At 40.8% G+C, this 14,157-nt stretch carries 12 protein-coding genes and 1 tRNA gene; 10 read left to right on the plus strand and 3 right to left on the minus strand.

What is annotated here, in order from left to right; genetic code table 11:
• Positions 1–248: 248 nt before the first annotated feature.
• From PSH50_RS07190 to PSH50_RS07200, 3 genes are all read left to right on the plus strand, one after another.
• Entirely contained in the window at positions 249–2,756 is a 2,508-nt protein-coding gene (locus tag PSH50_RS07190) for a UvrD-helicase domain-containing protein (protein ID WP_273609448.1), read from the plus strand.
• A gap of 185 nt (positions 2,757–2,941) precedes the next feature.
• Positions 2,942–4,510 carry a cyanophycinase gene (locus PSH50_RS07195; protein ID WP_273588073.1) on the plus strand — a complete coding sequence of 523 codons (1,569 nt, stop codon included), beginning with the start codon at positions 2,942–2,944 and terminating at the stop codon, positions 4,508–4,510.
• 165 nt (positions 4,511–4,675) lie between these two features.
• Positions 4,676–4,924 (plus strand): hypothetical protein, encoded by a 249-nt coding sequence (locus PSH50_RS07200; protein WP_004587250.1) that lies wholly within the window; start codon positions 4,676–4,678, stop codon positions 4,922–4,924.
• Between the two features lie 58 nt (positions 4,925–4,982).
• Here the strand turns inward: PSH50_RS07200 and PSH50_RS07205 are convergent, their stop codons facing one another.
• The 3 genes from PSH50_RS07205 to PSH50_RS07215 all read right to left on the minus strand — a co-directional run bounded on the left by PSH50_RS07205 (position 4,983) and on the right by PSH50_RS07215 (position 6,261).
• Positions 4,983–5,306, minus strand: a complete 324-nt coding sequence (locus PSH50_RS07205) for a hypothetical protein (RefSeq protein WP_273588074.1) — start codon at positions 5,304–5,306, stop codon at positions 4,983–4,985.
• A 90-nt stretch (positions 5,307–5,396) separates the two neighbouring features.
• A tRNA-Pro gene (locus PSH50_RS07210) sits at positions 5,397–5,473 on the minus strand.
• A 164-nt stretch (positions 5,474–5,637) separates the two neighbouring features.
• Positions 5,638–6,261, minus strand: a complete 624-nt coding sequence (locus tag PSH50_RS07215) for an arylesterase (protein WP_273588075.1) — start codon at positions 6,259–6,261, stop codon at positions 5,638–5,640.
• On the opposite strand from PSH50_RS07215, the gene PSH50_RS07220 reads away from it, so the two are divergent.
• The 7 genes from PSH50_RS07220 to tolR all read left to right on the plus strand — a co-directional run bounded on the left by PSH50_RS07220 (position 6,262) and on the right by tolR (position 14,156).
• Positions 6,262–6,975 carry an ABC transporter ATP-binding protein gene (locus PSH50_RS07220; protein WP_004587268.1) on the plus strand — a complete coding sequence of 238 codons (714 nt, stop codon included), beginning with the start codon at positions 6,262–6,264 and terminating at the stop codon, positions 6,973–6,975. It begins immediately after the preceding gene.
• Entirely contained in the window at positions 6,965–9,466 is a 2,502-nt protein-coding gene (locus tag PSH50_RS07225; protein ID WP_096041932.1) for an ABC transporter permease, read from the plus strand. The genes PSH50_RS07220 and PSH50_RS07225 overlap by 11 nt, the downstream gene beginning before the upstream one ends.
• Before the next feature lie 128 nt (positions 9,467–9,594).
• Positions 9,595–10,119 carry a crossover junction endodeoxyribonuclease RuvC gene (ruvC, locus tag PSH50_RS07230; RefSeq protein ID WP_004587270.1) on the plus strand — a complete coding sequence of 175 codons (525 nt, stop codon included), beginning with the start codon at positions 9,595–9,597 and terminating at the stop codon, positions 10,117–10,119.
• Positions 10,120–10,121: 2 nt separating this feature from the next.
• Complete coding sequence (ruvA, locus tag PSH50_RS07235; RefSeq protein WP_089347320.1) at positions 10,122–10,739, plus strand: Holliday junction branch migration protein RuvA; 618 nt, start codon at positions 10,122–10,124, stop codon at positions 10,737–10,739.
• Between the two features lie 7 nt (positions 10,740–10,746).
• Complete coding sequence (ruvB, locus tag PSH50_RS07240; RefSeq protein WP_004587272.1) at positions 10,747–11,754, plus strand: Holliday junction branch migration DNA helicase RuvB; 1,008 nt, start codon at positions 10,747–10,749, stop codon at positions 11,752–11,754.
• Positions 11,755–13,033: 1,279 nt separating this feature from the next.
• Positions 13,034–13,738, plus strand: a complete 705-nt coding sequence (gene tolQ, locus PSH50_RS07245) for a protein TolQ (RefSeq protein ID WP_004587273.1) — start codon at positions 13,034–13,036, stop codon at positions 13,736–13,738.
• Entirely contained in the window at positions 13,725–14,156 is a 432-nt protein-coding gene (tolR, locus tag PSH50_RS07250; RefSeq protein WP_004587274.1) for a protein TolR, read from the plus strand. Before tolQ ends, tolR begins: the two co-directional genes overlap by 14 nt.
• Position 14,157: the final 1 nt, after the last annotated feature.

A 14,157-nucleotide genomic window follows, 5' to 3' on the forward strand; every position in this document is an offset into this window, starting at 1 on the left:
GTTCAATATTCAAACGTAAAGTTTAAGCAAATTTAAACACCTGTTTAGAGTAAATACTTAAGACGAGTTGATTGTTTTAGGAGGAGTTTACCTCAGTTTAAACACCCAATGTACACAGCCTTTGGGCTATTTATGAGGCCTGCTTGTACATGCTTTGGTTAACCAGGCTGCCACATTTAAGGCGCGGCGCGCCTTGGCGTTTAAACTGTGATAAAATTTATTTTTAATTTTAGTTTATTCAAGGTTTTATGGCGCAGTTTATTGCCACTCCAAGCTGGTTAGGACGTTTTTTTACGCGTATTAGCACCGTTACTATTAAGCAAAGTTCACTCGTTATACATTTTAAAAATAATACTTCACGCGCCTATTTAATTAGCGACTTTACTAATTTTACCCAATTTAAAAAAGGCCTGTTTAGCGGGAAAATAACCCTCAACCATAATAAAAAAACGGTAATTAGCTTTTTAAATAAACAGCAGGCTCAAACGCTTAGTGAGCAGCTAAACAGCGTTTTTGCCAATCACCTAGAAGAAAAAGTGAATACAGCAAAAACGCTTGTAAAACGTTATGCAACAAACGAGTATCTTCGCGACTCAAACGTGCCGTTATTAAAATCGGCGGTGTTTTCACTGGCACAGCAGTACGGCGCAATACCTGCACTATGGCAGCAGCATTTATCGGCCATTAATATTAAGTTTTTAACTATTTTAAGTAGCTCACCAACAGTAGCGCATGCCACAGAGCAGCTACGTAAAAGTTATGAGCAAAAAACACTAACGGCAAGAGCCGACTTCTATAATGTGGTTGAATCAAACCCGCTTACAAACGATCAACGCCTTGCTGTTATACGCAATAACGACAAAAATTTAGTGCTAGCGGCCGCAGGCACTGGCAAAACCTCAGTAATGGTTGCAAAGGCCCTGGATTTAATTGCCCACGGTGGTGTAAAGCCCGAGCAAATATTGATACTTGCTTATAATAAAAATGCGGCAAACGAATTAAATCAACGCTTTAATTTAAGGGCGCAGCAAGCAAATTTAAACGTTACGCCGCCTACTATTTTAACCTTTCATGCGCTGGGGCTTAAGTTACTGCAAAGCGCTAATAAAACACGTAGCTTATCGCCTTTTGCAAACGATGCTATGGCGCTTAATAAATGGTTTACCCAGTGGCTTAGTAATACCCTAAAAACAGACTCACGTTTTTGTAAAACCTTTGTTGAGACCCTGTATGAACCTACTGATAGCCTCAATACCGAAACTAGAACCGCAACTAAAACCGCAATAAAAGCACAAACCTATCACACCCTATCGGGGCTAAAAGTAAGCAGTTATCAGCACTTATTAGTTGCCAACTGGCTTTATATGTATGGTATTGAACACACTTACCAAAATGATGACACCGCCGATTTTTACTTGCCACAGCACCAGGTTTACTTGGCGCATTTTGTGACAGATAGGCAAGGTAATTCAGTGCAGCACGCGGCTAACTTTCACAATAGCGAGCATATTAAATATGTACGCGCGCACCATAAAAAACAGGGCCATGCGTTGGTGCAAACATTTCATTATAACTGGCAAGAAGGTCAGCTTGAGCAGCGTTTAAAAGCACAACTACAAAAACATAAAGTGAACATTAACCCCGTAGATAACCACGCAGTGTACGAGCGTTTATCTGCAACAGGGCTGTTAAAGCAAAATATAAATAAGTACTTAAACTGCCTAAGCGCAATACGGGGTGAGCAGTTATCTAACACTCAAATAGCAGCGCGAATAGCTAAAAGTGGCATTATAAATCATAAAAGTTATGCAACATTATTGGTGGCAATGCAGCGTGCATACTACGAAAAATTAAAAGAGCAAGATGCTATTGATTTTGACGACATGATTGCAAGCGCAGCTCAGGCGGTTAAGTCGGGGGAGGTAAGTGTACCTTGGCGCCACATTTTAGTTGATGAATTTCAAGATATTTCATGCGCACGCATGGCGTTTTTAAATACGTTAATAAAGAGTGGTCCACAACCTTGTTTTACTGCGGTTGGCGATGATTGGCAGGCTATTTATCGGTTTTCAGGCGGTAATTTGGCGCTCACCACACAGTTTAACGATTTAATAGGCAGTCACTCACTCACGTTATTGCAAAAAACGTTTAGATATAACAACAGTATTAGTGAGGTAGCGGGGCGCTTTGTAATGCAAAACCCTGAACAATATAAAAAGCACATCACCACACATACGCAAGTAAGCACCCCTCAAGTTGTGTTACTTGACGATTTACACCAAGGTAAAAAGTCAGTAGCACTAAAAGTGCAGCAAACTATAGCCACAATTAATAAAAATAATAGCACGGCCAGTATTGCCGTATTGAGCCGTTATCGGTTTATGCTTAATGAGGTAGAGCAGCACTTAGCAGGTAACAACTTTGCTAACCCACTGCACTTTTGGACACTGCATGGCTCTAAAGGACTCGAAGCCGATTACTGTATTATTATAGGTTTTGAGCAGGGAAAGTTAGGTTTTCCAAGCGATAACTCTGGTAATTTACTTGTTGAGGCATTATTGCCCGCACCAGATACCTTTAATCATTCAGAGGAGCGACGTTTATTGTACGTAGGGATCACGCGCGCTAAGCATAAAAGCTATTTAATTGCTCCGCCATCTGCGTGTTCTGAATTTATTAGCGAGCTAATAAACGATAATTACCCTATTGATATAGCCTCTAATTTGTTTGTAAAACAAAGTAAGCATAATAAGTAAGATTAATGGTTAAATGTAAGAGTATTGGCTGCGTAAAACGCACATCGCGCTTTTGTAACTAGCAGTCAAACTAGCTTTATACACTAATGCCATGTGTCGCAATCATTGAGACCCACATTTACTATTTAGCCTGCCATTACATGCTGTTAAACTTAACGCCTATTTAGATCATTTTTGAGAGCGTTATGCGTACCCGTGCTTTTTTTACAAAGCGAGTGAGCTTTATATTCGTTTTATTTACTTTATTTTCATTTAAAGGGTCTGCCCAGCAGCAAGAGCAAACCCTTATTTTAGCCGGTAGTACAATTAATAGCTGCAGTGCTAATACGGCGCAAAGTTGCAATACGCAAAATAACTCAAAGTCACAAAGCGTGTTTAAGGTAACCAATGCTAACCTTGAGCAAATAAAGTTAAATTGGCCTACTAACAATTCAAATAACCAAGCAAATGTTTTAAATACCTTACGTGCCCTTAGTAGCAAAAATGCAAACGCAGTCTCTAAAAGTGAGCTGCTTTGGCAATGGCGCGATATAAACAACGAGCAACTTAATAGCCTAACAAAGCAAGAGTTTAACTTTGTGTTTGATATGCTCGAACAACCTCATGTAAACACCACCCCAAAATCTGAGCCACCAAGCAACGGCATATTGCAATTTATAGCGGGGAGCTTAAAGGTTGCTAACCCAACACCTACCTTATTAATTATTAGCGCAGCCCAGCGCGACCCATACGCACAGGTAGAGGCGCTTAAAACACTTTTACCAAAAGGTGTAACCAGCCAATGGTTGCCGCTTACACCTGCACTTGCTAAAGCAATTACTAACAATACCTGTACTGATTTACCGGCGCTGCGTCACTCACAAATGAACCTGTATAATCGCAGCAATGTATACCCTGAGCTCATAAAGGCTGAGCAAACACTTTGTAATAATGGGGTTGAGGCGTTAGTTAATTTAATAAACACCAGCACCGGTGTTTTATTTAGCGACGGCACGGCTAAAAATGCTTTAAAAGCACTGTATGATGAAAATAATACTGCCTACCCTTGGACTAACGCGCTTAAAACTCGCCCTGTTATTGTAGGGCTAGGTGCAGGAAGCAAAATACAAAGTGAAAACGTCTATCTCTCACAGCACCAAAGCGAAGCGATATTAAAAGCAAAGCTTGCCCCACAGCCTACTGCGCTTAACGGGTTAAACACGTTTACCTATGGGCCACTCAGTACCCGCTTTAGTGAGCAAAATCAAACGCTAAACCTAGCGGGTACATTAAATACCGCAAAGCAAAAAAACGGTGATATTAAGCACGGTTTTGGTATTGATGAAAATACAGCCCTCGTTGTTATTAAATCCAATAAAGGAAATTTAATGACCGTAATAGGGCAAAGTGGGGTTGCGCATTTAAGTACGCAGCAAAAAGCAAACAGCTATAACTACTCGTACTGGCCTGCTCGCAGTGTAATAGATATTACTAATACCGGGTTTGAACTTAGCGAGCGCACCATTAGCCAAGCATTAGCGCCTATTAAAATACCACCTTTACCGGTGCAGCGTTTTGCCAATATTTTAAGCGATTCAAAACTACGCTCGCTTACGCAAGCTATGTGCCTAAGCCAAGAGCAAAGTGCGGTAGGGCAACACGATGACCTTTTAATAAATTTAACTGCCACAAAAAATACGCATTATTACCGCATTAATACCCAGCCGTATGGTTGCGCATTAAGTAATTTGTCACTGAATGTAGAGCGCTTTTAACCTTAAGCGCTAGTACTAAATATACTTAATAACCCGATACAAAGGTTTATGTTTATTTTAATCGGCTATAAAATAGCGCCCAAGTAATTTATACCTATTCGCTTAATTTAGTGGTTACGTTTTACGAATAGGCATTAACCAAGTAGATTTTACAAAGAGCAATTTATGAATAACGAGCACGACATAATCGACAACCTAGCAGAGCTAGAGAACTTTTTAGTAATGGTAGAAAACGGCGGCTTAGGCTTAAAAGGTGTATCGGGTGTAGGTATGGCTACAAGCAATAAAGACGGCAGCCATTTTGTTGCAGTATTTGACGACAAACAACAGTTATTACTGGCGCGTGGCATAACAGCCGAGGTATTTGAAAACGGTAAAGACATGGTGCGTAACGGCGTAGGGCGTACACACTAATAAAAACTTAAAAGCGCCGTATGGCGCTTTTAAATGCTTAAAACTAACTCTAAAATATTTAAAGCCTGTCGACTTGTTTTGAACTAATACTGGTCACAATATTATTTTCAAAACGGATCAATACAATGTACATCCCACCAATTGACCCTTTTAGTTTATAAGTAAACTCTTCTGTTTTAACTAAATTGTCGGCATTACCAATATCAACAGCTTCATTAAGTACATCTTTATAAAGTGGTGCGCCCACTACAGCTATAATGTCAGATTTAGTTTTACCCACACTTAATAGATTTCCGTTTTTAAGTCGAAAACTACCCTGAGCAAACGCAAAGCTTGAAATAAAAAGAGATAAAAGCAGAGGAAATACAATACGTTTTTTCATAAGTCATCCTTAAACACATAGTATTAAATGCTAGGTATACAAGGTAATACAGAAAAATGACAGTGAAAAAGAAATAAAGAGGAGGTTAAATGGTCGGTATGGCAGGATTTGAACCTGCGACCCCTGACACCCCATGACAGTGCGCTACCAAGCTGCGCTACATACCGACGTTGTTTGCAATAGTACGTATATTTTATTAAAAATCAATAAGTGATTGTTTGTTTGCGTGTTTATTGTGCAAATGAGCTAAAAAACTTTAAGCTAAGGACGTATCGCCCTTAGTAAGCATATGCCGTGCAGCGCATGTTAAGCCACCAAAGAACAAGGCGGGCTAATCTTTATTTAACCATTGGTTGATCGAGTCATACATTTCATCGCGTATCAGCGGTTGTGCTTCTTTATTTGGATGTAATTGATCTCTTTGCATTAAGTTTGGCTTATCTGCCACATTAAGCATAAAAAAGTTAAGTAAATGAGCATTTGTTTTTTCACTTACTTGTGTAAAACTGTCGGTGAACATTTTGCTGTAACGCGGCCCATAATTAGGGGGAATGTAAATTTCCATTAATGCAACCATCGCACCTGCTGCTTGGCTTTTTTCGATTAAATCCGTTAAGTTGGCCTGCATTTTTGTTACCGGAAAACCACGCAATCCATCATTAGCACCAAGCTCAATAAGTACATGGCTTGGTTGGTATTGCTCGAGTAAGGCATCTAGCCTGCGTAAAGCGCCACCGGTAGTTTCGCCACTAATACTGGCATTAATTAGCTCTATATTACGCTGCTCTGCATCGTATTTATCTTGTAACAATTTAACCCAGCCTTGCTCTTGTTTAAGCCCATAGGCTGCACTTAAACTGTCTCCAAGTATTAAAATCGTGTTGTCGGCCGCCGCACTAAGTGGTTTGATAACTAAAAATAAAACGAATACAAAACGTAGGATTGAATGAGTCATATGTCAGCGCTTTCTCAATTAAATATTATTCAAGTAAATGGTTTGTCTAAAGTAGTTTCTACCTTCGAAGGTGAGTTGCCCATCCTCAGCGACATCAGCTTTAATGTCAAGCATGGCGAGTCAGTTGCTATTGTTGGCACCTCTGGCTCAGGAAAATCCACGTTATTAAGTTTATTAGCGGGGCTAGATACCGCCAGCAGTGGTGAAATTACCCTTGATGGCGAGCCGCTACATAAATTAGATGAAGAGCAACGCGCGGCATTGCGTGCAGAAAAAGTAGGTTTTGTATTTCAATCTTTTATGTTGGTACAAAGCTTAACCGCACTTGAAAACGTGATGCTGCCGGCAGAGCTTGCTGGCGAAAGCGATGCCAAAGAGCAAGCTTTAGCCCTATTAGAAAAAGTGGGACTGAGCCATCGTATTGATCATTACCCATCGCAACTCTCTGGTGGTGAGCAGCAACGTGTAGCCATTGCCCGCGCTTTTATTGGCACACCTAAAATTTTATTTGCCGATGAGCCCTCTGCAAATTTAGACAGTAAAAACGGCAAAATGGTGGAGTCACTATTATTTGATTTAAACCAGCAGCACGGCACAACGCTAATTTTAGTAACTCACGATGAAGCACTCGCGCAAAAGTGCCAGCATATTGTACAAATTGAAGCGGGCTGCTTAGTTAAAAACTCAAAAGAGGACGTAGCGAATGTGGGCTAAGTTAGCACTTAAATTATTTGCACGTGAATTTCGCCGCGGCGAACTTACGGTAATTAGTGCCGCCATTGCGCTGGCGGTGTTAACGGTGCTTACACTGTCTATGGTCACTGAGCGAATAGCACAAAGCATAGCGCAAAAAAGTAGCGCGTTTATTGCCGCAGATAGAGTACTGGCAAGCGCCCATGAGCTAGATACGGCGTTTATTAGCAAAGCCAAACAAGAAAACTTACAAACTGCGCAAATGATCTACTTTGATACCATGTTATTTGCCAACGACGAGATGCAATTTACCTCGGTAAAAGCGGCGTCTAACGAATACCCGTTAAAAGGCGAGTTAAAAGTTAAATCATCTTTGCTTGGCGAAACTCAAGTAGCGCAGGGCGGCCCAAAGCCTGGCAATGTGTGGCTAAGCGAATCGGTTTTTTACAGCTTAAATATTGATATTGGCAGCCAAGTAGAGCTAGGCGCAGCAGTATTTAATGTAGAAAAAGTGGTGGTTGAAGAGCCAGATGCGCCGTTTAATGTATTTTCGAGCAGCCGCAGAGTGCTTATAAATATTGCTGATGTTGCAAAAACTGAGGTTATTCAACCTGGCAGCCGAGTAAATTATCGCCAACTCTACGCAGGCGATGAATCAGATATAACCCGGTTTTATGAATGGTTAAAGCCGCAAATGGCGGAAAATCAACGTTGGTATGGCGTAAAAGATAGGCAATCACCCATATCAAATAGCTTAAACCGTGCAGAAAGCTTTTTATTACTGGCCGGTTTGCTGGGCATTATTTTGGCTACGGTTGCTATTGCTGTGTCGGCTAAGCGTTATTGTGAGCGCCAATACGACCCCGTAGCAATGATGAAAACACTTGGCGGAAGCCGTGCATTAATTCGTAAAATATATTTTATGCACTTACTCATGGTGTGTGCTTTAGCGGTTATTGTGGGATTAGCCATAGGTTACGGATTGCAAGAAATAGCCACTGGTTATTTAGCAAAAAGCATGGATATGAGCTTACCTGCCGCCGGGTTTAAACCTTGGCTGGTGGCAATTAGCACAGGCGTTATATGTGCAGTTATGTTCTCTATTAAGCCACTGCTTGATTTATTTGATATTCCACCGCTTAGAGTATTGCGCCGTAATTTAGGCGACAGACTAGCGGTAAGCCGTGTGCACTTAGGTTTAAGCGCGCTTACGGTGTTTTTATTAATGTGGTTATTTAGTAACAACATTAAAATAACGCTTATTTTATTTGTCTCCACGCTTGCTTTGATTGCGGTTTTGTTTGTTATTTCAAAATTAATATTTGGCGGTGGCCGTAAATTAGGTTTAAAACCAGGCAATAGTTGGTCGTTAGCCATTGCCTCTATACAAAAGCGTGCCAACGTAAATGCGGTGCAGCTTATTAGCTTTTCATTGGCGATAAAATTGCTATTGTTTTTGATTGTGCTTAAAAATGACATGATCTCAGATTGGCAGTCTCAATTACCCGCCGATGCGCCTAATGCATTTTTAGTTAATATTACGCAAAACGAACTTGAGCCTGTAAATAATTACCTAGCAGAGAACGATATTTTAGTTTCGGATTTTTATCCAACCATTCGTGGGCGAGTAAATGCGGTAAATGGCGAGCTTGTTGCGCGTAAAGTGTCGTTGCAAGATAACGAGAAAAAAGATGAAGAAGCGCGTTCAGGCATTGGCCGTGAGCTTAATCTAACCTGGCTTGATAATGTGCCAGCCCAAAACGAAATTGTGCAAGGGCAGTGGTTTGGCGAAGGCGCAGTGGGTGAGGCATCGGTTGAGGAGTCTATGTTAGAGCGCCTAGACGTAGAAATAGGCGACACCTTAACATTTTTAATTGGTGCGCAATCATTTGACGCCAAAATTACCAGTGTGCGTAAAGTAAATTGGGCGACGCTAAAACCTAACTTTTTTATTATTTTAAGCCCCGATGTGCTAAAAGATTTTCCGGCAACGTATATTTCATCTGTGCGTATAGAGCCAGAGCAAAAGAAAGCGTTTAGCCAGTTACTGCGCACTTATCCAACCATTACTGCCATCGATGTAGATAACTTTGTTAAGCAAATACAATCAACCATTGAGCAGGTGTCGTTAGCTATTGGCTTTGTGCTTGCTATTGTGGTTTTGTGTGGCGCATTAGTGCTTATATCTCAGGTGCAAGCGAGCCTTGGCGAGCGAATGCAAGAAATAGTAATACTGCGAACTTTAGGCGCCAAAGGGCGGTTAATAAAAAATGCGACGCTTTATGAGTTTTTGCTATTAGGTGGCTTAGCTGGGTTTGTAGCCGCATTATTTAGTGATGTAGCCTTATTGATTGTTCAGCAGCAAATGTTTGACTTAGCCGGTAAATTGCACCCAGCAATTTGGCTAATAGGGCCTGTGTCGGGCGGGGTGTTTGTAGCCGCGCTTGGCTACTTTATGATTGCCCGTAAACTTAAACAAAATACCCAAGGCTTAGTACGTGCTTTAGCCTAAGCTATACTTTTAACGCTGAACGCCCGCACTAAGTTGCGGGCGTTTTTGTTTTTACTCGCCACTGGTAATTTATACAGTGCTCTGGCATTATTACCGTTATTGAAAAATAACAATAATGAGTGTGCTGTTTGGCCATTATTTTAGGGATAGACCCAGGTTCGCGTTTAACCGGTTATGGTGTGGTTGCGCATCAAGGCGCTAAATTTACCTATTTAGGAAGCGGGTGTATTAAATTAGCCGAGCATGAGTTCCCCATACGATTAAAAATGATCTACCAAGGGATCACGCAAATAATAGAGCAGTTCTCCCCCGAAACCTTTGCCATAGAAAAAGTATTTATGGCGCATAACCCGGATGCCGCGCTAAAACTTGGTCAAGCCCGAGGAGCCGCGATAGTGGGAGCCTCTATGGCCGACTTACCCGTATTTGAATACTCAGCCCGGCAAATTAAACAAGCCGTGGTAGGTAATGGCGGCGCCGATAAATCGCAAGTGCAACACATGGTAAAAAATATTTTAAAATTACCTGGCACACCGCAAGCCGATGCGGCCGATGCGCTTGCCATTGCAATTTGCCATGCGCACTCAGAACAAAATTTAATAAAACTAGCGGGTAGCGCAAGCAAAACCGTTAGAGGACGTTTAAGGAAATAAATATGATTGGCCGTTTAAATGGCATTTTAGTTGAAAAGCAGCCGCCCGAAATTTTATTAGAAGTAAGCGGCGTAGGCTACGAAGTACAAATGCCCATGACCTGTTTTTACGACTTACCCAATATTGGCGAAAACGCCATAGTGTACACGCACTTTGTAGTACGCGAAGACGCACAACTATTATTTGGCTTTAATAATAAAACCGAGCGCGCGCTTTTTAGAGAACTATTAAAAGCAAATGGTGTGGGCCCTAAACTAGGCTTAGCAATATTGTCGGGCATGTCGGCGCAACAATTTGTTAGTTGCGTAAACAACGAAGATGCCACAACATTGGTTAAATTACCGGGTGTGGGTAAAAAAACTGCTGAGCGTTTAGTGCTTGAAATGAAAGACCGCTTAAAAGATTGGGGTAACGATTTATTTACGCCATTTAGCGATAATGCCGTTATAGAGCCTCCTAGCGATGCAACAATTGCCAATAATGCTGCAGACGATGCCGTATCGGCACTTGTTGCGCTTGGTTATAAATTGCCACAGGCGCAAAAAGCAGTAAAATCGGTAAGTAAACCCGATATGTCTACTGAGGTTCTTATTAAAGAATCTTTAAAATCAATGTTGTGAGTAACCCATGATTGAAGCTGATCGTTTAATTGACGCGAGCGAAAAAACCAACGAAGACACCATAGACCGCGCAATAAGGCCCAAGCTTTTAGCCGACTACAAAGGTCAGCCGCATGTTAAGCAGCAAATGGAAATATTTATAGAGGCAGCGCGCAGCCGCGGTGAAGCGCTCGATCATCTATTAATATTTGGCCCGCCGGGCTTAGGTAAAACCACGCTTGCTAATATTGTGGCCAATGAGCTTAATGTAAGTATTAAAACCACTTCAGGCCCAGTACTTGAAAAAGCCGGCGATCTTGCTGCATTGCTTACCAACCTTGAAGAAGGCGATGTGCTGTTTATTGATGAAATACACAGACTCAGCCCACAAGTTGAAGAAATACTTTACCCCGCAATGGAAGATTACCAACTCGATATTATGATTGGTGAAGGCCCCGCTGCACGCTCTATTAAATTAGACTTACCGCCGTTTACGCTTATTGGCGCGACAACACGCGCAGGCTCACTTACCTCACCACTAAGAGACCGTTTTGGTATAGTGCAGCGCTTAGAGTTTTACTCAGTAGCTGACTTATCACATATAGTGGGGCGCTCTGCACATTACCTAGATTTACAAATGTGCGACGATGGCGCTACCGAAATTGCAAAACGCTCACGAGGCACACCGCGTATAGCTAACCGCTTATTGCGCCGTGTGCGCGATTACACGCAAGTAAAATCAGATGGTACAGTAAACGCCTCCGTTGCCGAACTTGCCCTTGATATGATTGACGTAGATAAAAGCGGGTTTGATTACATGGACCGTAAATACTTACTTGCCATTATCGAAAAATTTATGGGTGGGCCTGTAGGGCTAGATAATTTAGCCGCCGCCATAGGCGAAGAAAAAGAAACCATTGAAGATGTAATAGAGCCATTTTTAATTCAGCAAGGCTTTATTCAGCGCACACCGCGCGGGCGAATTGTGTCTGACAATGCGTATCATCACTTTGGTTTACTCCCAAAACAAGATTAACCCCTCTTTAGCCTGTTACAGTAAATGTAGCGGGCTACTTCCTCTGTTAAATGTAATACCAATTTGCAATAACACTTAATCATTTTGCGAGGTAAACGTGTCGCTACCTGCGTTAAAAACTCTTATTTACGACTGTATGCAGAAGGTATAGCAATGCAGGAGCAATTGCCAAGAACAACTAAATAGCGAATTTTTTGCCTAGCTATCAACACGTTTTTCCAGCCTCAACATAGCTCACTTAATTAAGAAAATTAGTATAATTTTTTAAAACTTACTCAGCTTTCAGCCACTTTGTTGCAAATGTAACCAATAAATTAAAATCGTTTTGTAATTCACTTAACGTTAAGACTGGCGTGGCTATGCTGCGTACCATTAAAACCAGTTAGCTTTAAAACAGTAGCAGCATAAGAGATTAGACGTGGCGCTAATTGTGTTAATAAGTTTTACCTTGTAATAAACATGCTTGTTATCTGAAAGTAGATAATTCAAAGATACGAACGGGTAAAAAAAGACAGTAAATACACCGTTGGTAATTAAATAGATTGTGTAATTTATACTTATTGTATGCCAAGTTGGTGGTAAAATTTAGGCAAAAAAAAGCCCGCATATAATGCGGGCAAACAACAAGTTGAAGGAAGTAATCCAGGGAACTACGTTTTACTTAATCAGGTTTTATCCAAAAAGAGTAAAACAATGTAATACGATTAAAAATCCTATTACTAAGAACTTGGCTTAATGAAAAATGTTTCATTCAGTGCGTAAGCTCGGTATGGGAGAATAATACGGAATAAGCATTTTTTGTTCAAACTAGAAAATTTAAAATTTCAGATAAGAAAAACTAATCTGATGAATTTTATTGTTGTTCGAAACTTGTACGTTAATTATTCGTTAATTTTATAAGTGGCTGAAAATTAATAAATAACTGGTCTGAGCTGTATTGTTACAGTATTAGTTATATTAGTACATGCAAAGTGGCTTGAATTACTTTTGCGTGCTTATGCACTTTTTATGAATAAACGGTGCGTTTTATTAAGTTTACTGCGTATATTTACGCACTTTTGTAGTATTAAGTTGTGTTTTACTAAACGCGGTAGTCGCGTTTTAGAAACAAACGAGCGATTAAGCGTATGTTTAACGTTTTTTGTTGCCAATTCATAGCAATATCGTTGTCAGTAAACCCTTGACTCGATACACTAGATGCAACTTATGGCCGTTACAATGGTCTTATTTACACAAAATAACCAAATTGACGTTTTTTGAAATTATTTAGGAGTTTAACGTGGGATCAGGGCTTAATTTTTTAGATCTAATTCTAGAAGCCAGTTTGCTTGTGCAGTTAGTAATGCTAGCGCTAGTAGCAATGTCTGTTATGTCATGGGCAATTATTTTTCAGCGCAAAAAAGCAATTAGCGACGCCTTGTCTGATGCAAAAAAATTCGAACAAAAATTTTGGTCAGGTATCGACTTAAGCAAACTATACAACGAAATCTCATCACGTAGCGGTCAATCTCATGGTATTGAAGCGTTATTTACATCAGGCTTTAAAGAGTTTGCACGCCATAAAAAGAACACCTTTCAAAGTGCTGGCATTGTAATGGAAGGTACGCATCGCTCTATGCGTGTGGCACTGTCACGTGAAATTGAAAAACTAGAATCGAGCTTATCGTTTTTAGCGACAGTGGGTTCAATTAGCCCATATATCGGCTTATTCGGTACGGTGTGGGGTATTATGAATGCCTTTATTGCACTTGGTGAAGTGAAGCAAGCAACATTACAAATGGTAGCGCCAGGTATTGCTGAGGCACTTATTGCAACGGCAATGGGCTTATTTGCGGCTATTCCGGCTGTTATTGCGTATAACCGCTTTGCTAATAAAGTTGAAAAACTAGAATCACACTACATCAACTTTATGGAAGAATTTGCCAATATTTTACACCGTCAAGCAGCTACCCAAATAGAGGCTAAAGCGAATGTATCAGCGTAAGAAGCGCCGTCCGGTCGCAGAAATTAATGTAGTACCTTACATTGATGTAATGTTGGTATTGCTAATTATATTTATGGCAACAGCACCGCTTATTACTCACGGTGTAAAAGTTGATTTACCAAAAATGGAAGAGTCGGATTTAGTTGATACTAAAGACACGCCGCCTATTATTGCCTCAATTGACTCGGCAGGTAAGTACTATGTAAGCATAGGCACTGATCCAGAGGAGCCGATGGAAGCACTTGATGTGGCCGCGGTTATTAAGCTACAGCTAATGAAAAACCCTGATGTACCAGTAATGATTAAAGGCTCTGGTAAGGTTTCTTACCAAGAAGTGTTGTTATTAATGGACTTTTTAAAGAATGCTGGCGTACCATCTGTGGGTTTAATGACAGAATCCTTTGAGGGGACACAGTAGT

Origin of the sequence: Pseudoalteromonas sp. Angola-7 (assembly GCF_028599255.1) — a bacterium.
Lineage (GTDB): Bacteria > Pseudomonadota > Gammaproteobacteria > Enterobacterales > Alteromonadaceae > Pseudoalteromonas > Pseudoalteromonas atlantica.